Annotated in this window: 14 protein-coding genes; 7 read left to right on the plus strand and 7 right to left on the minus strand. The window is 44.7% G+C overall.

The features are described from left to right. Nucleotides 1-6: 6 nt before the first annotated feature. From JMX83_RS08455 to katG, 4 genes are all read right to left on the minus strand, one after another. The gene (locus JMX83_RS08455) at nucleotides 7-1,026 is read right to left on the minus strand and encodes an LLM class flavin-dependent oxidoreductase (protein WP_201600601.1); all 1,020 of its coding nucleotides are present in this window, start codon (nucleotides 1,024-1,026) and stop codon (nucleotides 7-9) included. Between the two features lie 284 nt (nucleotides 1,027-1,310). Next, nucleotides 1,311-3,851: a membrane-bound PQQ-dependent dehydrogenase, glucose/quinate/shikimate family gene (locus JMX83_RS08460; protein ID WP_201600604.1), complete on the minus strand. Its 2,541-nt coding sequence runs from the start codon at nucleotides 3,849-3,851 to the stop codon at nucleotides 1,311-1,313. Nucleotides 3,852-4,054: 203 nt separating this feature from the next. After that, entirely contained in the window at nucleotides 4,055-4,984 is a 930-nt protein-coding gene (locus JMX83_RS08465; protein ID WP_201600607.1) for a LysR substrate-binding domain-containing protein, read from the minus strand. Between the two features lie 367 nt (nucleotides 4,985-5,351). Continuing rightward, nucleotides 5,352-7,535, minus strand: coding sequence for a catalase/peroxidase HPI (gene katG / locus JMX83_RS08470; RefSeq protein ID WP_201600670.1), 2,184 nt, complete (start codon nucleotides 7,533-7,535; stop codon nucleotides 5,352-5,354). A 763-nt stretch (nucleotides 7,536-8,298) separates the two neighbouring features. Between katG and JMX83_RS08475 the strand changes: the two genes are divergently transcribed. The 5 genes from JMX83_RS08475 (at nucleotide 8,299) to JMX83_RS08495 (ending at nucleotide 14,492) form a co-directional block, all read left to right on the plus strand. Next, complete coding sequence (locus tag JMX83_RS08475; RefSeq protein ID WP_201600610.1) at nucleotides 8,299-9,927, plus strand: AmpG family muropeptide MFS transporter; 1,629 nt, start codon at nucleotides 8,299-8,301, stop codon at nucleotides 9,925-9,927. A gap of 52 nt (nucleotides 9,928-9,979) precedes the next feature. Then, entirely contained in the window at nucleotides 9,980-10,852 is an 873-nt protein-coding gene (gene prmC, locus JMX83_RS08480) for a peptide chain release factor N(5)-glutamine methyltransferase (protein WP_201600612.1), read from the plus strand. Between the two features lie 46 nt (nucleotides 10,853-10,898). Then, the gene (locus tag JMX83_RS08485) at nucleotides 10,899-11,690 is read left to right on the plus strand and encodes a HesA/MoeB/ThiF family protein (protein WP_201600614.1); all 792 of its coding nucleotides are present in this window, start codon (nucleotides 10,899-10,901) and stop codon (nucleotides 11,688-11,690) included. Between the two features lie 74 nt (nucleotides 11,691-11,764). Beyond that, the gene (locus tag JMX83_RS08490; RefSeq protein ID WP_201600616.1) at nucleotides 11,765-13,108 is read left to right on the plus strand and encodes an ABC1 kinase family protein; all 1,344 of its coding nucleotides are present in this window, start codon (nucleotides 11,765-11,767) and stop codon (nucleotides 13,106-13,108) included. 127 nt (nucleotides 13,109-13,235) lie between these two features. After that, nucleotides 13,236-14,492 carry a YbfB/YjiJ family MFS transporter gene (locus tag JMX83_RS08495; RefSeq protein ID WP_201600618.1) on the plus strand — a complete coding sequence of 419 codons (1,257 nt, stop codon included), beginning with the start codon at nucleotides 13,236-13,238 and terminating at the stop codon, nucleotides 14,490-14,492. 23 nt (nucleotides 14,493-14,515) lie between these two features. On the opposite strand, the gene JMX83_RS08500 is transcribed toward JMX83_RS08495, so the two are convergent. Continuing rightward, nucleotides 14,516-15,004 (minus strand): Lrp/AsnC family transcriptional regulator, encoded by a 489-nt coding sequence (locus tag JMX83_RS08500; protein WP_201600620.1) that lies wholly within the window; start codon nucleotides 15,002-15,004, stop codon nucleotides 14,516-14,518. Nucleotides 15,005-15,224: 220 nt separating this feature from the next. Here JMX83_RS08500 and leuA point away from each other — a divergent pair, with 220 nt between their 5' ends. Together leuA and JMX83_RS08510 are read left to right on the plus strand one after the other, a co-directional pair. Continuing rightward, nucleotides 15,225-17,009 (plus strand): 2-isopropylmalate synthase, encoded by a 1,785-nt coding sequence (leuA, locus tag JMX83_RS08505; protein WP_201600623.1) that lies wholly within the window; start codon nucleotides 15,225-15,227, stop codon nucleotides 17,007-17,009. Nucleotides 17,010-17,288: 279 nt separating this feature from the next. Next, the gene (locus JMX83_RS08510) at nucleotides 17,289-17,909 is read left to right on the plus strand and encodes a hypothetical protein (protein WP_201600626.1); all 621 of its coding nucleotides are present in this window, start codon (nucleotides 17,289-17,291) and stop codon (nucleotides 17,907-17,909) included. Nucleotides 17,910-18,070: 161 nt separating this feature from the next. Here JMX83_RS08510 and accC read toward each other — a convergent pair whose 3' ends face one another. Both accC and accB read right to left on the minus strand, forming a co-directional pair. Then, nucleotides 18,071-19,432, minus strand: coding sequence for an acetyl-CoA carboxylase biotin carboxylase subunit (gene accC, locus JMX83_RS08515; protein ID WP_201600629.1), 1,362 nt, complete (start codon nucleotides 19,430-19,432; stop codon nucleotides 18,071-18,073). Nucleotides 19,433-19,557: 125 nt separating this feature from the next. Then, on the minus strand, nucleotides 19,558-19,986 hold the full coding sequence (accB, locus tag JMX83_RS08520) for an acetyl-CoA carboxylase biotin carboxyl carrier protein (protein ID WP_201600632.1): 429 nt from the start codon (nucleotides 19,984-19,986) through the stop codon (nucleotides 19,558-19,560). Nucleotides 19,987-20,001 lie beyond the last annotated feature (15 nt).

Raw genomic sequence — 20,001 nt, forward strand, 5'->3', positions numbered from 1 at the left:
CAATAATTATGCAAGTGTCTCATTTGATTGTAAAGTAAATAAGTTTAGCTCCGGTGTAAGTTCAAGTGAACGAATACGCGCTGCTTGATTATGCACATTAGCAGTTACAATCAATTCATCTGGTTGATGGGTTGCCAAAAACGCAGCCAGTCTTGGTTTGACCGTTTCGACAGATCCAATGAATGAAACTGACAGCGCATTATCTACCATCATTTTTTCTGCTTGGCTCCAGATGCTATCCATATCGTGCGTAGGCTTTGGCATTTGACCTGTCTCACCACGGCGCAAGCGTACAAAACTCTGCTGTGCTGAAGTAAAGTGATACTGAGCAGTCTCATCGTCGTCAGCCAGTAACAAGTTTGCAGCCAGCATGACATAAGGCTTATCTAAATAGGCAGACGGCTTGAACTGCTCACGATAGGCTTTAATGGCTTGTCCTAGCATTTGCGGTGCAAAATGTGAGGCAAACACATAGGGCAGTCCTAAATGCGCGGCTAAGGTTGCGCCAAAAAGGGACGAGCCTAATATCCAAATAGGGATGCCTGATCTAGCGCCAGGGAACGCTTGCACAGGGCTGCCATCTGTATCATTACCCAAGAAGTACATCAGTTCTTGTACATCTTGTGGAAAACGCTCAGCGTCTTTCATTTGGCGTCGCAGTGCCTGAAACGTTGCCCCATCAGTGCCAGGTGCGCGTCCTAAACCCAAGTCAACACGGTCGCCATATAACGCCTGCAATGTACCGAATTGCTCAGCAATCACCAAAGGCGCATGATTGGGTAGCATGACACCGCCTGCCCCAATACGGATACGCTCAGTTTGGCTACCGATATGCGATAGCAATACCGAGGTTGCTGCACTAGCGATACCTGGCATATTATGATGCTCTGCCATCCAATAACGGTTTAAGCCAGATCTTTCTGCTTGCTGTGCGGTTTCGACCGTTTGGGCGATACCTTCAGAGATTGTTTTGCCTTCAGGTACAGGTGCTAGATCTAAAAAAGATAAAGGGATTTTGTTACTCATAAATCATCCAGTAGAGTTATTAATTATTTTCTCTTGATATGCTTGTCACCGCTATCGATTTCAAGCTATGTTACTGAGTAGCAATAAATCATAACAAAGATTGGTTATCGATGACTGAGGCGCTTGGAGAGCAACAGTATCCGTTGATAGATAAGCTTATCATCAGGAAAAGAATCTTATAATAAAAGTATCAGCACATAAAAAAGCAGGTAACCGAAGTTACCTGCTTTCTAAAAATGACGTTATTTAACTGAGTGATTATTGCAGTCGATCACTTAGACCAATTATTTAGCTTGGTCGCCAAGCTTATAAGCCACGACATAATCACCAATCTTCGTACCTACTGAACCATGTCCACCAGCCACCAATACCACCATCTGCTCACCTTTAGAGTTCAAGTAAGTCATCGGTGTAGCCTGACCACCTGCTGGAATACGGACATTCCATAGCACATCGCCATTTTTTAGATCATAAGCTCGGAAGTTGTTTTCGGTTGCAGCAGACAAGAAGGCCACACCACCTTTGGTGATGATAGGGCCACCGATACCAGGGACTCCTAACTCAAACTTCAATGGAATAGGAGATAAATCCTGCACAGTACCATTTTTGCGCTGATAAGCAATCTCGCCTGTGGCCAGATCAGCACCTGCGATTGTACCCCACGGTGGCTGCTGACAAGGTACGCCGAGTGGTGATAAAAATGGTCCCATTTCTACCGCATAGTCTGCACCTTCATTGGCATTCACACCTTGTTCACCTTTATTGGTTTCAACATCGCCAAGTGTGTCTTTAGGGATGAGTTTTGAGGTGAAGGCAAGGTAAGTGGGCATACCGAACATCACGCCGTTTTCAGGATCAACAGCAAGTCCGCCCCAGTTAAAGGTACCAAAGTTACCAGGATAGACTAAAGTACCATTGGTTGATGGCGGCGTGTAACGACCGTCGTAGTTGAGTTGGTTAAACTCAATACGGCACATCATCTGATCGATGAGACTTGCGCCCCACATATCTTTTTCAGTCAGTTTCTCAGGCGCAAAGCTCAAGCCAGAGTAAGGCTGTGTTGGCGATGCATGTTCACCAGCAATGAGATAGCCTTGCGGTGCATCACGCTCTTTGATAGGTACAATAGGCTCGCCTGTTGCACGGTTCAAGACGTAGACATCGCCTTGTTTGGTCGGTATAACCAACGCAGGTTGGACACCATCAACGGTATCTAAGTCAAGCAATGTTGGCTGAGCAGGCGTATCCATATCCCAAAGATCATGATGGACAAACTGCTGTACCCAGCGCGCTTCACCTGTTTTAAGATCTAGTGCAACCACAGAAGTGGCATATTTTTCTTCAGCAGCGTTACGATAGCTACCTAGCTGATCGGGTGTGCGGTTACCCATTGGGAAATATGCTAATCCAAGCTCTTCATCAGCACTGGCTGTCGACCATGAATTTGGTGAGCTGGTGCGATAGACTTGGGTTGGATCGTTGACATCAAAAGGTGCTGTGTTGTCAGGATCGCCTGAATCCCAGTTCCACATGAGTTCGCCAGTATTAACATCATAAGCACGGATCACACCAGAAGGTGAGTTCACATCATAGTTGTCGTTGACAGCACCAGCGACAATAATAACCCCACCTGCGACGACGGGTGCAGATGTTGAATAGTAGTAGCCTGCTTGTTGGAACGGCATGTTGTGCATGAGGTCTAATGCGCCATCTTCACCAAAGTCTTGACAGCGTTGCCCAGTTTTTGGATCCAGTGCATATAGCTTGGCATCAGAGGTTGGGATAAATATCTTGGCATCACATTGCTTAGATGCGTTTTCAAAGGTATTTCCCGCGATTTTTTGTACCATTGTATCGCTAGCAGCAGCAGATGTGCTGGCGGCGACGGACGTATCGTCAGTGGCACTATTGTCAGCTGCCTCAACAGTAGTAACTGGAGCAGTATTATCCGTGCCAGCTTGACCAGCATAGTAAGATACACCGCGACAGGTTTGATGCTGACGTTGGAGGTTTTCGCCAACCTTAGGATCAAACTTCCACAATGTCTCACCAGAGTCGGCATCTAATGCCAATACCCAGTTGTGAGGCGTACACATATACAAGGCGTTGCCGATTTTCAATGGTGTTGCTTGATAAGTGGTTTCACCAACGTCATTAGGACCTTTGACATCTCCAGTTTGGATTTGCCAAGCGAGCTCTAAATCTTTGACATTATCAGTGTTGATCTGAGTCAGAGGAGAGTAGCGTTGTCCATAGTCAGTACGGCCATACGCGCTCCATTCGCCATCTGGTGTTTGCTGACCATTTGATAGTGGATCGCCAAGATTTGCAGAATTGGCGTTTTGATCGCCGTCATCGTTGGCAGTCAAATCGAGCTCGCCCAATTTGTCGGTGGCATTATTGGCCATACTACCGAAAGAGAGCAGTGCACCCACAACCACACTGGCCATTAGTCCCCAATAATAAAGAGGACTTTTCTTAGCGTTGCTTGTGTTTGTTACTTGAGTGTGTTGCCCGTGCATCTTCTTAGAGACCCACGGTAAAAGCATCAATAAACCAAATATTAGCGGGAAGCCTAAGCGAGTTGCCAGCGCCCACCAATAAAATCCAGATTCCCAAAGCGACCATACTAGTGTCACAACGATAAATATCGCGTACACCCCGTAAGCACTCCAGTGTTTTTTGAACAATAAAAATGCTGTCGTTAACATCATAACGCCAGCAAAAAGATAGTAAGGACTACCGCCTAAAGAGAGCAGATAAGCGCCGCCAATAAGCAAGGGGGCGGCAAAAACTGCCATAATGATCGCTACGAGTTTTTCCATGAGCGGTATCACCTGTTACATAGAAGCAAATGGACATGCAGTGATCGACACCCAGTACAATTAAATGTCTAGGCGTCCAGCAATACATGCAGAAATAAAAACGAAATAAAACGTTGAATAACGTTCTAGACTGTATTTTATCACTTATACATAAGCTCGGTAAAGGTGGGGTAAGGTAAGACCAGCGGTTTAGCCCCTTTGTTTTAGTTGTCGAATTGTTTCTGACACAGCTCCATAAAGGCACGACCGTATTGGCGGATTTCCGCATCATCACGCACCGCCATCCAACTGGTGAAGCGCCCGAAGTGATCGACTGGTATGGCAGTTAGGTTCTGATAATGACTCGGTTCAAATGCCATTTCGGCAATAATACCAATGCCTAAGCCAAGTCCAACATAGGTGCTAATGACGTCAGCATCGAGCGCGGCGAGTACGATATCTGGCTCTAGACCTGCTGCTTCAAAGGTTTTATCAATCGCGCCGCGTCCAGTAAAGCCGCCGTGATAGGTCACGATGGGATAGCTGGCAAGAGTCGGCAAATCGATAGAGTCTTGCTTGGCAAGTTCGTGATCGCTTGGCACGATGACACGATGCGTCCAGTCGTAATAGCGGTAGCATCTGAGATAGTTATTATGAAGTAAGGACTCAGTTGCGATACCGATATCAGCCTGACCACGAATCACCATCTGTGCGATGGTCTCAGGATCTGCTTGTTGCAAGATCAAGTTGACTTTGGGAAAGCGATCTTTAAATTCTTTCACTACTTTCGGCAAGACATATCGTGCCTGCGTGTGAGTCGTTGCAATCGTTAGTGTACCGATATTAGGATTGTTGAAATCTAGGCTTAAATTTTCAATCGTACGGATTTCAGCAAAGATGGACTCGATATGTGGCATAAGCGCCGTACCCATGGTGGTCAGCCCTGTCAGACGCTTTCCTTGACGAATAAATACTTCGGTCTTCAGTTGGTTTTCAAGTGCCGCGATATGCTTTGACAAACTTGATTGGCTGGTGTGTAGCACAGTCGCTGCTTGACTTAAGTTATAGCCATTAATCACCGTATGCCAGACTGTTTCCAACTGCTTGAGCTGAATTTGCAAATGTCGCTGATTGACTACTACATCGATTGCCATCACTGAATCCTATTGTGTAACAATACAAACCTTATCTATATCTGAAAGATTTGTATATGAAAGTAAAAACGTACAAATGTGCCATAAGAGCGTAGTGTAAAACAAAGCTATTATTCTTGTATATAATAAATAGCTATCAATTTATGATAATTATGAATATAGGTTTTTATAGTCCTCTTGCTTTTACAGTATTTCTTACAGTCATTTAATTTTAGTCATTTGATTTATTTGACTAGGATATGCGACTCAGAGTATTTAAGACTGTTGAATATCTAAATTTTAGGCATAAAAAAACAGCTACCTTATAAAAGATAGCTGTTCATGATTGATAGACTTACTCACTGTTCATTAATCTAATCAGTAATGCTTACTCAGCAACATCATAACGATCCGCATTCATGACTTTGCTCCAAGCGCGAACGAAATCACGAACGAATTTCTCTAAGTTATCGTCCTGCGCATATAACTCAGCATAAGCACGCAAGATAGAGTTTGAGCCAAATACCAAATCCACACGGCTGGCTTGCCATTTGACGTTGCCTGTACCACGCTCACGTACTTCGTAGTTATTGGCAGTATTGTCTGCTGCATTCACAGGATGCCACGTGTAGCTCATATCTGTTAAATTGACAAAGAAGTCGTTGGTTAAGACACCTGCGCGTTCAGTAAAGACGCCTTGTTGGCTCTGTCCATGATTGGTATCGAGGACGCGCATGCCGCCAATCAATACGACCATCTCAGGTGCGGTCAATCCCATCAACTGAGTGCGATCAAGTAGCATCTCTTCAGGAGAGACTGCGTAGTCTTCTTTGACCCAGTTGCGATAGCCGTCGTGCAGTGGCTCTAAATCCGCAAAAGATTCTGCATCAGTCATTGCCGCTTCTGCATCGCCGCGACCTGCGGTAAACGGTACGGTAACCTCTACGCCTGCATCGTTCGCTGCTTGTTCAATAGCGGTATTACCAGCGAGCACAATCAGATCGGACAAACTCACGTCTTTATCAAAATCAGACTGAATGCTGGTTAATGTCTCAAGCACGCGTTGTAGCTGCTCTGGCTCATTACCTGCCCAGTCTTTTTGCGGGGCCAAACGGATACGTGCACCATTAGCACCGCCGCGATAGTCCGAAGCACGGAATGTACGTGCGCTATCCCATGCGGTGATGATCAACTCACGGCGGCTCAAATCACTGTCCAATATTTGCGATTTTAGCGTCGCAATATCATCAGCATTCAAGTCTGCATTGCCTGTTGGAATAGGGTCTTGCCAGATAAAGTCTTCATTTGGTACATCTGCACCTAAGTAACGAGATTTCGGTCCCAAATCGCGGTGAGTCAGTTTGAACCATGCTTTGGCAAATACTTCATCAAAATACGCTGGGTCGTTATGGAATTTCTCTGAAATCTCGCGATAAACAGGATCTTTAATCAACGCCATATCAGCATCAGTCATGATCGGATTGCGGCGGACACTTGGGTCATGAGCGTCTAATGGACGATCTTCTTCTTTAATATCCGTTGGCTCCCACTGCCATGCACCTGCTGGACTTTTTGCTAATGCCCAGTTGTGATTCAAGAGTAGCTCAAAATAGCCGTGATCCCATTGGGTTGGATTGGTTGTCCACGCGCCTTCAATACCACTTGAAACAGTATCACCTGCATTGCCATTACCTTTAGGATTGCGCCAGCCTAGACCTTGCTCTTTGACATCGGCAGCTTCTGGCTCGTCTTCTAATGTTGTCGCATCGCCATTACCGTGACACTTACCAACGGTATGACCACCAGCGGTTAAAGCAACCGTTTCTTCATCGTTCATTGACATACGTGCAAACGTCGTACGCATGTCTTGAGCGGTCTTTAATGGGTCAGGGTTGCCATCGACCCCTTCAGGATTGACATAGATCAAGCCCATTTGTACCGCTGCTAGTGGGTTTTCGAGGGAGGCACGATCTTTATCGCTATCGTAGCGGTTTTCGGTAGCGGCTAACCATTCACGCTCAGAACCCCAGTAGATGTCTTTTTCTGGATGCCAGATGTCAGCGCGACCACCAGCAAAGCCTAGCGTTTTAAAGCCCATAGATTCATAAGCCATGTTACCTGCCAAGATCATCAAATCCGCCCAAGACAGTTTATTGCCGTACTTTTTCTTGATGGGCCACAGTAGGCGACGGGCTTTGTCTAGGTTGACGTTGTCCGGCCAGCTATTTAACGGTGCAAAACGTTGATTACCAGTATTAGAACCGCCGCGACCATCGGCGCCGCGATACGTGCCCGCCGAGTGCCATGCCATACGAATCATCAAGCCACCATAATGGCCCCAATCTGCTGGCCACCATTCTTGTGATTCGGTCATCAAGTTTTTTAGATCTGTTTTGACCGCTTCCAGATCAAGTTGCTTAAAAGCTTCAGCATAATCAAAGTCTGCTCCCATTGGATCAGTCTTTTTGTCTTGCTGATGCAATATGTCTAGGTTTAAGCTATTTGGCCACCAATCAGTAGCAGCAGAGGCTGTGGTGGTGTGCGCTTGGTGCATAACAGGACAGCCACCCATACTAGGGCGCTGCGGTGCATGTGTCTGATCAACGTTTTCACTATGAATCGTCGGTCCTTTATCATCACCTTGATCATAGGTTGTGTTGGTCGGTGCGTTGTTATCGCCGTGGTTCACGGGACAACCGGCAGTATCTTGGGCTGTGTTTTTATCAGTTGTGGCTTTGGTTGAGTCGGACATGGTAAAACTCCTAGGCTAGGATAATAAAAAGAACGAGTAGTCAATCGAGATAATCATTGTTGATATAGAGAGCATAACGAAGCGCTTTGCATTTATAAAACTAATATATAAGAATTATATGTTTTAAATTATTAATCATTAAGTCTTGGTGTAGTACCTCATCCAGCTTGCTATTAACGCCATTGCTCTTGCTACTAGGTAGGACAGTAATAAGCTGATCAAGTTTGTATTGATCCTATCTCTATCTACATATTACCGATAACTGAAAGCGTTGTTAGACATCTTTGATGAGAGTAAGTAGTAAGAAAACTAAGGACTGGTTTAACCATAGTGAAAGATTGCTATAATCTGCGTTACTGCAGCGAAATATAAGCCGTTATGAAAGTGCCAGAATCAATGAGTTAATGCAAAAACATCTAGTCAAGGTAGCGGTTCTCAAGTACCATAACTGAATTTTGTTGTAATGATCATATTGGTGCAACGTAGAGCAATTTTTATCGATCTTTTTATGGATAACTGATGCTAAAGATTGATAAAAATTGTGCGCAGTTGTGTTATTTGTCTCAATTGTTGGTGAGTTATTATGTCTGCTGTCAAATCTGTACCACCCAAACCTCCCATTGCCAAAAAATCATGGGGCGAGGCGGCGAAAGCCTATCTTGATCGGCGTGCTATGATCATGCTGTTTTTGGGTTTTGCAGCTGGTATTCCTATTTTGCTTATTTTCTCCAGCTTGTCGTTATGGCTTCGTGAGGCGGGATTTGATCGCAGTGTAGTGACGACCTTTAGTTGGGCGGCATTGGGATATTCGTTCAAGTTCATTTGGGCGCCCCTAGTAGATGCGGTGCCGCTACCGATATTGACTAGATTACTGGGCCGCCGTCGTAGCTGGATTTTGATTGCACAGCTCTTAATTATTTTGGCGATTTATATGATGGCCAGCATCAATCCGACCGATGAGAGCAGTTTGCACTATATGGCCATGGCAGCCGTGCTATTGGGCTTTTCATCCGCCACGCAAGATATTGTGGTCGATGCCTATCGTATTGAGCTTGCCCCTGCGAGTTTTCAGTCAGTATTGTCGGCAATGTATACCGCAGGCTACCGTTTAGGGATGATTTTTGCAGGCGCAGGTGCGCTCTATTTGGCAGATTATTTCGGTTCGACTGAAGAGTTATATAGTTACGAAGCATGGCGCAATACTTATTGGATCATGGCAGCAGTGATGGGCGTAGGTGTGGTGACCACGCTGATAATTCGGGAGCCTGTGAGTGAGCAGATACGCATTGATCGTCCCGCCTCTGACTATGCCCGTTTGGTACTGGTGTTTGTATTGTCGGTCGCCGCTTTTATCATCGCTTTTGTCAATGTTGGTGCGTTACTGCCAGAGACAGACAGTGTGATGTTTGCTTTTTTACTTGAAGTGGTTCATCTCTTAGCAAGTCTATTGGTGGCATCGGTTGTGGGTTATCTGTCTGTTAAAGTGGGCGTGGTCAAACAAGAAATGGCTTATACCACTTGGGTTGAACCAGTCGTTGATTTTTTCCGTCGTTATGGCAAAAAAGCATTATTGCTACTGGCCTTGATTGGGTTATATCGCATTTCTGACATCGTCGCAGGGGTAATTTCGAACGTCTTTTACCAAGACATGGGTTTTAGTAAGACAGACATTGCCAATGCTGTGAAGTTAGTCGGTGTCATCATGGTTATTGCGGGTGGTTTTTTGGGCGGGATTTTGGCTCAAAAGATGCGCATGATGCAGGCGATGATGATTGGTGCCATACTGGCTTGTGTGACGAATTTATTATTTGTCCTGCTCACTTACAACCCTGGTAGCTTACCGCATATGTATGTGGCCGTGATTTTCGATAATCTGGCAGCAGGTCTTGCCAGTGCGGTATTCATCGCGTTCTTATCTGCCTTGACATCGATTCATTTTACTGCGGTACAGTATGCTATCTTTTCATCGCTAATGACGCTGATACCGAAAGTGATGGGTGGTTACTCTGGTGCTGTTGTCGACAATATGGGCTATCCGTTTTTCTTTATTTTTACCTTTGCGATTGGCGTGCCAATTTTGATATTGATTTACTTGGTCGATAAACATATTGTCATTGGTGATAATGACGATATATACGGTGATAATGACAAATTAACAAAGGCAAATCCAAACCTGACCGATACCAATGAGCCGCCACGCGCGTCAGAGTAGCGTCGGCAGTACTTTCGCATTTATACATTCACAATATCTTTAAGAGTCACTTATGACAGCATTGACCATTCGTCAAATCAAGCAGCAAATTGGACAACTGATAAATGGTGATACGAGTAGTCAGATACCATCATTTTGGCTAACGGACTGGTTGTTGCATGCCATTGATAAACCGAAACTGTTTTTGATGACGGATGACGACTATCAACTAACCGATAGTGAGCTTGCACAGTTCAATTCTGGTGTAGTAAGGATGCAGCAAGGAATACCGCTTGCTTATCTGACTGGACAGCAGGATTTTTGGTCGCTGAATTTTAGCGTCGATGAGCACACCTTGATCCCTAGGCCTGATACCGAAGTGTTGGTCGAGCAAGTATTGAATTGGATAAATGCTCAGCCAGTATCAAGCAACCATAAGCACTTGCTGGATTTAGGTACGGGGTCAGGTTGTATCGCGATTAGTCTGGCTCATGAATTAAAGCACGCTGATTGGCAAGTGGTGGCGGTTGATCTATCGCTTGAGGCGCTCAAGGTTGCTCAGCATAACGCTGTGAGTAATGATGTTACCCATGTTGAATTTATCCAAAGTAGCTGGTATCAAGCGCTACCCACTGGTGATGAGCATTGGTTTGATGTGATTGTCTCAAACCCGCCTTATATAGATGAAGAAGATGTGCATTTGGCGGGACTAACCGCTGAACCGATTAGTGCGCTCAGTGCACCCAATCATGGCTTGGCTGATATCGAGCATATCGTTGTGCAGGCACCGAATTATTTGCGTACAGATGGACTATTGGCTATCGAGCATGGCTTTGACCAAGGTGCTGCGGTTCGACAGCTATTTTTAGACAGCGGCTTTGGATCAGTACACACGGTGCAAGATTATGGTGGTAATGATCGCGTCACGCTAGGGCAATGTGCATAGATAGGTTTTATGTGTCAGCTTCTTTAATGATAGGTTGTGAATAAATATGGCAAAAGAGTTAGTACAGCTATCAGATGATGAGCTGCTCCGTTATGCACGGCAAATACTACTAGACGGTTGGGATATGGATGCTCAGCTGCGATTAAAATCAGCACACGTGGTGATGATAGGGGCAGGCGGCCTTGGTTGTCCAGCGTCTGAGACACTGGTGCGTGCAGGGGTAGGATCTGTTCATCTGATCGATGATGATGCGATCGAGGCAAGTAACCTACAGCGCCAAACACTGTTCTTGCCTGAAGATATGGGTAAGCCAAAAGCGCTGACAGCGGCTGCTATGCTGGCTCGCATCAATCCTTTGATAGTAGCTTGCGGCACAGTGGCGCGGTTAAATGAAGACAACGCTTATGAGTTGCTCGATATGGCTTCGGGTAAGCCAGACTTATTACTAGATTGTACGGATAACTTTGCGACTCGTGACGTCATTAATCGCATTAGCGTACGCTATGAAATTCCATTACTCTCTGCCTCGGCAATTGCGATGCAAGGGCAGCTGGCACTGTTTGAGCCACATCTGGACACAGGTTGCTATCATTGTGTGTTTGGCTCAGTCGAGCTTGATGAAGCCGCTGATGAGCGGACTTGTGCCAATTCGGGCGTGCTTGCGAGTACCACTGCTGTCATGGGTAACCTGCAAGCCAATACCGCCTTGCAGTATCTGGGATTAACCAAAAATCCACTGACAAACAAGCTGCTCATATGGGATGGTAGTCAGATGCAGCAACGGCTGATGGGTTATAGAAAAGATCCAGAGTGTCATATCTGTAGCAGTCCCAATTGAATAATGTGCCTTTGATGTATCTTTAAATTATATTGTCTATTTTCAAATCCTTTCTATTACCATAGTTGTTTTTTATGAAAATTCATCGTCCGCATTTGTTAAAGCATACCTTTAATGTCGTCAACCGTGTTCGCCAAACCGCGAGTGTGGCAGGTCTTTCTGCGCTGAGAGTCGCAAAAGGGGAAAAACCTGATGCAATGCTACTCAAAGAAACCTTTGAGCAGTTAGGCACGACTTATATCAAAATCGGTCAGTTTATCGCTAGTACACCCTCGCTGTTTCCACGTGATTATGTCACCGCTTTTCAAAGTTGTTTGGATCAAACCACGCCATTATCTTATGCTTATATCGAGCAAGTGCTAAAAGAAGAACTAGCGACTGAGGGTATAACGATTGATGATAAATTTGCTTATATCGATTCAGAGCCGCTAGCATCCGCCTCTATCGCTCAAGTCCATGCAGCCCGTTTGCATAATGGTGATGAAGTGGTGCTAAAGGTACAAAAGCCTGGTGTTGAGACGATCATGCAGACCGACTTGGGTGTATTACACGGCGTGACCAAGCTACTTGAAATAGTGATGCCATCGATGAAGTTCGCTAGTATCGCGCCGATTATCGATGAGATTCGCCTGCGTATGCTTGCTGAGACTGACTTTATTGCTGAAGCTCAAAATATCCGCGATTTTCAACAGTTCTTAGCGGTATCAGGCAACACTCGGGTAGTGGCACCAACCGTATATGAAGATCTGACCACCAAGCGTGTATTGACGATGAGCCGTCTATATGGGGTTTCTATGGTTGATGAATCGCTCATGCGTCAGTACTGCAGCGACCCTGCACAAGTCATGGCAGATACGTTAAATACATGGTTTGCCAGCCTTATGCTGTGCAATAGTTTCCATGCTGACCTGCATGCTGGTAATTTAATGCTATTGACCGATGGGCGTATTGGTTTCTTAGACTTTGGTATTGTCGGTAAATTAAAAGCGGAGAGCTGGCGTGCGTGCATGGGTATGATGCAAGCGATGCAAGATAGTGATTATCAAGCGATGGCCCGTCATATGATTGATATGGAAATGACGCATGGCGGCAATAAAGTCGATGTGGTCGCCTTAGGTAACGATCTAGAGCGCATGATGATAACGATCATGGCAGAAGATAAGACCTTTACCAGCGGCGTACCGTTTAATAGTAAAGAGCAAGCCGACGAGCTCAATAAAATGATGCTTGAGATTGTCGAAGTTGGCAAGCGTCACGGTATTCATTTTCCACGCGACTTTGCTTTATTGACCAAGCAAATGTTATATTTTGATCGGTTTATGCGTACGCTAGCTCCTGATATGGATATGTTTAGTGATCAGCGTGTACAAATGCTAGGACAGGATACGACAGAAACAATGACGTTGAACGTGTCGTAGTTCTTGCTGATATTTCATCTCGACCTAATATATCTAATAACTTCTCTATTTCTGCGTTTATTTATTATTGCTTTTAATTATCTAACACAAAGGATTGTGTGCTAATTGCCACAAAAATGGCGCTGTCATGATGACTGCTATTAAAAGCCGTATCGCTCCTACCATCACCAATGAAGCTGCTATCGCCTGTATCGGTATGTACTGCATGGCAGTTGTCATGGGCTATGGACGCTTCCTCTTTACCGCCACCTTACCTGATATTATGGTGCAATTGTCATTATCAACGACGATTGCAGGCTGGCTAGCATCAATCAATTATATCGGTTACTTTATCGGTGCCCTCATTGCTATGTTTGTGCCTCAGCGCTCGACATGGCAAGCGATGACGCTTTGGGTAATTATAAGTGTTGTCACAACGATGCTACTCGTCGTACCAAATATGTCGTTAACTTTATGGTATATCATTCGTCTAATTGCGGGGATTGCAAGCGGGGTCGCGATGATTCTGAGCTCATCGTTTGTAATCCAAAACCTCAGTCCCGAGCGCCGTTCTATATTATCGGCCGTACATTACGCAGGTATTGGCGTCGGTATTAGTGCCTCTGCCATCGTGACGTGGTGGCTGTTAAAATTAGGCTATCATTTTGATGTGATTTGGTTGGTCGCAGGCTGCACCAGTTTACCGCTGATATGGCTCCTTTATGCGATAAAACCCAAACCAATAAATAGCTCAGAGTTACAGCAGAACGATTCGAAACAGCACGTATCAGTGCATCAGAGCTATTTAAACTTCAAATGCTCTTTATATGAAGCCATTTCTGGACACCATAAAGCGCTTGCGTTACTTTTTGTGAGTTATATATTGGCAGGATTTGGCTATATCAGCTCAGCAACTTTCCTCCCCGTTATGGCAGCGCAGCGCTTAACGACGCAGACCTATGCTGGATTGATGATTTGGCTAGTCGTCGGTATTTGTGCGATGTTGTCAAACCCGTTGTGGGGCGCGCTTGCCAAACGTATCGGTGAGATAAAAACCCTAATGGGTCTGACGGTATTACAAGCGTTTGGCATGTGTTTGCCTATATGGTTTGATGGTGCGCCTGGATTATATGGCAATGCTGTTATTCTAGGTCTGACCTTCGTCGGTATGGTAGCGATGACACTCACGTTGTTTAAAAACATCAATCCTGCTTATTCTAATTTGCTGATTGCATTGGCAACGCTCGCCTATGCACTAGGGCAGTTCTTGGGACCTTTGGTAACGGTAGCATTGGCAGGGCAGGATGGCAATTTCAATGCAGGGTTACTGGTCGCGGCTATTGGATTGATGATTGGATTGATCTTAATCCTATTGTTCCGTAGACAATCACCAATGCTCGCTTAGCGCTTTTAGCGCCTTCAACGCTGTTATACGACACTACGGCTGAATACCTCTCGCAGCTCAAAACTGGTGTGCACTTGAGCAACGCCCTCAATACGATTGAGACGATGCAATAAAAACTCCTCATAATGCGCCATATCACGCACTCTGACTTTAATCAGATAGTCCTCTGTACGTCCTGTGACAATGCTACAGCTCACGACTTCCTCAAAACTCTGCACTCTGCGCTCAAAATGCTCAAAACGCTCGGCGGTATGACGGTCCATACTGATAGCAATAAACACGGCAAGCGGATAGCCAAGTTTTTGCGCATCGGTTTTGGTGTAGTAACCTGTGATAATGTTTGTATCTTCCAAGCGTTTAATACGACGTGCGCAAGGTGTGGCGGAGAGATTAACGCACTCAGCCAATTCTGTGATACTCATACGTGCCTGTGTCTGCAACAAGCGCAATAACTGCTTATCGATGTCATCTATATTTGCTGTATCTACACTTCCTATGTAATTTTCTGGCATTTTGCCGCCTTGATAGTGAATTTATTCGATTATAATAAATAAAATAGGTTTTTCCACTAAAAATATAGAAAATAAAATAAAAAATAGCAGGTTTCTATTTGCTAAACTTTGCTATTATTATGGTGTAACTACTCGTTACCTCATATGATAAATACAAATTTAACCAACAGCTAATCGCCTAGCTAAATATACAAATAACCATATCATCTAAGGATTGATTATGTCTGACCAAGCCACGCATACTGCAGCCACTGGGACTGTAAAGATCACACCAAAAAATGCCGCTTTCGACTTCCGTAAATACCGTCCATTTGCCTTTGCGCCATCGCTGCCAGATCGTACTTGGCCAAGCAAAACAATTGAGAAGTCGCCAATATGGGCAAGTGTGGATCTGCGTGATGGTAACCAAGCACTGATTGATCCGATGACGATTGAACAAAAAATGCGTTTCTTTGAAACACTAGTAGAGGTTGGCTTCAAAGAAATTGAGATTGGTTTTCCATCAGCGGCGCAGGTTGAATTTGACTTTACCCGCAAACTTATCGAAGAAAACCACGTACCGGATGATGTGACGTTACAAGTATTGGTACAGGCGCGTGAGCATTTGATCGCGCGTACTTTTGAATCATTAAAAGGCGCAAAACGTGCCGTCGTCCATGTCTACAACTCAACCAGCCGTGTACAACGCGAAAAAGTCTATGCCAAAAACAAAGACGAAATTAAAGAAATTGCTATCACTGGCGCCAAACTATTGAAAGAGTATGCGGCCAAATACCCTGAGACTGAGTGGGTGTTTCAGTACTCGCCTGAGAGCTTTAGTCAAACAGAGACTGAGTATGCAGTAGAGGTTTGTGATGCGGTTTGTGATGTGTGGCAACCACAACAAGGCCAAGAGGTGATTTTTAACTTGCCAGCGACTGTTGAAGCATCTATGCCTAATGTCTTTGCGGATCAAGTAGAGTATTTCTGCCGTAATCTTCCCCAGCGTGAGCATGTCATTATTAGTCTTCATACTCATAATGACCGTGGCTGTGCAGTCGCCGCGGCCGAATTGGGTGTTTTGGCAGGTGCAGATCGTATCGAGGGCACGTTGCTTGGTAATGGCGAGCGTACAGGTAACATGGATATTATGGTCATGGCCATGAACTTGTTTAGCCAAGGTATCGATCCCGAGCTTGATTTTAGCAACATGAGTGAAATCGTACAGGTTGTGAGCGAGTGCAATAACTTACCGCTACACCCACGCCATCCCTATGTGGGTGAATTGGTCTTTACCGCCTTTAGCGGCTCACATCAAGATGCCATTAAGAAGTCACTCGATTACAATGAAAACAACCAAACTGAGACTGACAACGTGTGGGATGTGGCATATTTGCCAATTGATCCTGCGCACATTGGTCGTAGCTATCAAGATGTAGTACGTATCAATAGCCAGTCGGGCAAAGGTGGTGTTGCGTATATCTTGCAGCGTAATTATGGCTTTAACCTACCACGTTGGATGCAGATTGACTTTAGCCGTGTGGTACAAAAGCAAGCGGAAGCGGTTGCCCGTGAATTACAAAATGATGAAATTTTACAAACCTTTGAAAATACCTACTTGCAGCAAGGTAAGTTTGAGTTACTAGATTATAGTGTCAGCAACAAAGGCGGTGAGGTGTATTTCAGCGGCCAAGTCCAGATGAATAACGACACCATTGATATCGATGGTACGGGTAATGGTCCATTATCATCGTTTATCAACGGTCTTGCACAGCATACGGGTAAATCACTCCATATTATTAACTATGCAGAACATGCCATTAACCCGCATCATAATAGTGGTAACGGTATCGATGATGATACCAATAGTGAGAATAAAACCAATGCAAATGCCGCCGCTTATATTCAGTTGAATGTGGATGGTGAAGTATACTCCGGCATCGGTACATGTAGTAGCACGGTCTCAGCCATGCTAAAAGGAGCGTTATCAGCCTTTGCTCAAGCATTGAGTGTAGCAGCTGCTTAGTATTAGATAACTATATCGTAATACTTTACTGGTCTTGATTTCATAAATATATAACACCGTAGCTCCTTGTACTCAACAAGCAAAGCTACGGTGTCATTTTTTTATGAGTAGAAAGCGACTAGATTATCGGGCATTATCTTACTTCAACGTCACTACTGACTAAGGTTTTGCTTATCGTTTGGATTAAGGTATTTTGCCCAATAGCATAATGTTACTTGTGTTTTTGGTGTCTACGACTTACGCTAATGTATATAAAATATTATAAATAAAAGGTTAATCATGGAACCTATATCATTTGCTTCATTTACATTGGCATCTATTCTGGCTTCATTGCCAGTGGATGGTGAAACGGTTACTGAGCCGACAATCACTACGCATATTAGTCCAGCCATTGCAGGACAATGGGAGATAGATTTAGACAGTTCTATCACCATGACCAAAGAGGCGAAAGCTCAGCAAGCGGCATCATCGAATAGTCTGCAAAAAAACAGTGCAGAGCCTAAGGTGGTAGCTGATATGGATGGTGGCATAATCACTCAAAGTGAGGCGCGCATACTAAACATTAAGCCGACTACCAGTAAAGACTTAATGGCGTCAGTCAACAAGTCGAATCAGTGCCGTGAGCTATATAATTTTGGTGCGGACAATGAGATGTGGGCGGTCAGTGGTAAAGAGTGGACATACGGTCGCTATCTAGTCACACATCGTGAAGAAGGCCTGCCCGTCATCGCTATCAAGACGATCTATGATAATAACGAAGTAGATTGCTCAGGCAACCAAGTGGATCAAAGTGACGAAGCATTGATTGCGTTTTTATACCACGACGGCAATCAGATGCAGTGGTGCGCTGATCCTGACGGTACAGAGTGCTTTATGACTTTTAATAGAGTATTGCCATAATAAGTGGTTTTTAGCATATTACACAGATTATTTGACATCTACTAATCATAAAAAGCCGCTATATTGATAGCGGCTTTTTTTGTGGAAATTGATTTTTATGGGAAATGACTACTGTCCCAGTCAGTACGAGTAAGCAAACTACAGCTTAGCGCTGTTTTGATCTATGCCTTTTTCTCGGCTTTGTCTGTGCTCAGAAGCTCTCTTTCGAGATAATGAATGTTTTGCGCTTCCTTGGCAAAATTATCATCTGCCAAAATCACATCACGATGTAGCGGTATATTGGTTTTGATACCTTCAATGATCAACTCATCAAGTGCGTGTATGGTCTTAGCAACGGCTTGCTGGCGAGTCTGACCATGGCAGATAAGCTTACCAATGAGTGAATCATAGTAAGTCGGTATCTCGTAGCCAGGGTATAGATGCGAATCGAATCGAACACCTGCGCCACTTGGCGCAAATAGTTGATTGACAGTACCAGGGCAAGGAACAAAAGTTGCTGGATCTTCAGCATTGATACGGCACTCAATCGCGTGGCCTTGGATTTCAATCTCACTTTGACGATAAGATAAACCATAGCCGGCTGCAATTTTTAGCTGTTCAACGACGACGTCGATACCAGTAATCATCTCGGTTACTGGATGTTCAACCTGTACGCGCGTATTCATTTCAATAAAGAAAAATTCATTATTTTCAAACAAAAACTCAAACGTACCAGCGCCGCGGTATTTCACAAGCTCACAGGCTTTCACACAGGCTTTTAAGATAGGTTCGCGGACATCATCTGGGATATCTGGAGCAGGCGCTTCTTCTAGTACCTTTTGATGACGACGCTGCAATGAGCAATCACGATCATATAGGTGGATAGCATTACCATTACCATCACCCAGTACCTGTACTTCTACGTGGCGCGGGTTTTGTAGGTAGCGTTCCATATAGACGGTATCATCACCGAACCAGAGCTCAGCTTCTTGCTTAGCAGCTTGTACTTGACCGACCAGCTCATCAAAGCGCTCAACGACGCGCATACCGCGCCCACCGCCGCCAGAGGCCGCTTTGATCAATAGCGGAAAACCAATATTGCGTGCTTGTTCTTCAGCATTATGTAGCGTAACGGCACCCACAGAACCGGGTACAGTTGGTACGCCCGCTTTTTTCATGGCATTGATGGCAGAGACTTTATTGCCCATCAAGCGAATATGATCTGCATTAGGGCCAACGAAAGTCAATCCTGCTTCTTCTACGCGCTCAGCGAACTCAGCATTTTCAGACAAAAAACCATAACCCGGATGAATAGCATCCGCGCCAGTGATTTCAGCGGCAGTTAAGATAGTATTAATATCAAGATAACTTTGATTGGCATTAGGCTTACCAATACAAATTGCCTCATCAACAAAGCGCAGGTGCATCAAGTTGGCATCAGCAGTAGAGTAGACGCCTACCGTTTCGATACCTAGCGCTTTACAAGCTCGAACGATACGCAGGGCAATCTCACCTCTATTGGCAATGAGCAATTTTTTTATCATGGGTTCATCCTTGTCGAAGCATCAGTTATTGACTGAGTTTTGATATATAACATCCTATTATTTGACTTTGGTGCGATACGTATATCAAAAACCAGCCATAATGAAATAAAGTATGGCAAATATCGTTACGCTTTATAACGTATGACAGGTTGGCCGAACTGTACGACTTCAGAATTATTTACCAAGATTTCGTCAACAATACCACTTTGAGTCGCTTCAAGAGGGTTCATGATTTTCATAGCTTCAATAATACCTAGAGTATCACCTGCTTGAACTTTTTGACCAACTTTTACAAATGGAGGATCGTTAGGCGTTGGCGCTGAATAGAAAACACCAACCATCGGCGAGTTTTCGACGCTACCCGCTTTTTCCGCAGGTTTTCCTTCAGCAGCAATAGGCGCTGCGCTAGCAGTTGGCGCTGCCATCATGGCTGGTGCAGGCGCATCATAGTGACGAGTTAAGCTGATATGCTCGTCGTCTGAACTGATTTCTAAATTAACCAGTTCACTTTCTTCCATAAGGGCGATGAGGGTGCGTATTTTTTCAATATCCATAGTTTTTATCTGACC

The sequence above is a fragment of the Psychrobacter piscatorii genome, from assembly GCF_904846415.1.
Lineage (GTDB): Bacteria > Pseudomonadota > Gammaproteobacteria > Pseudomonadales > Moraxellaceae > Psychrobacter > Psychrobacter piscatorii.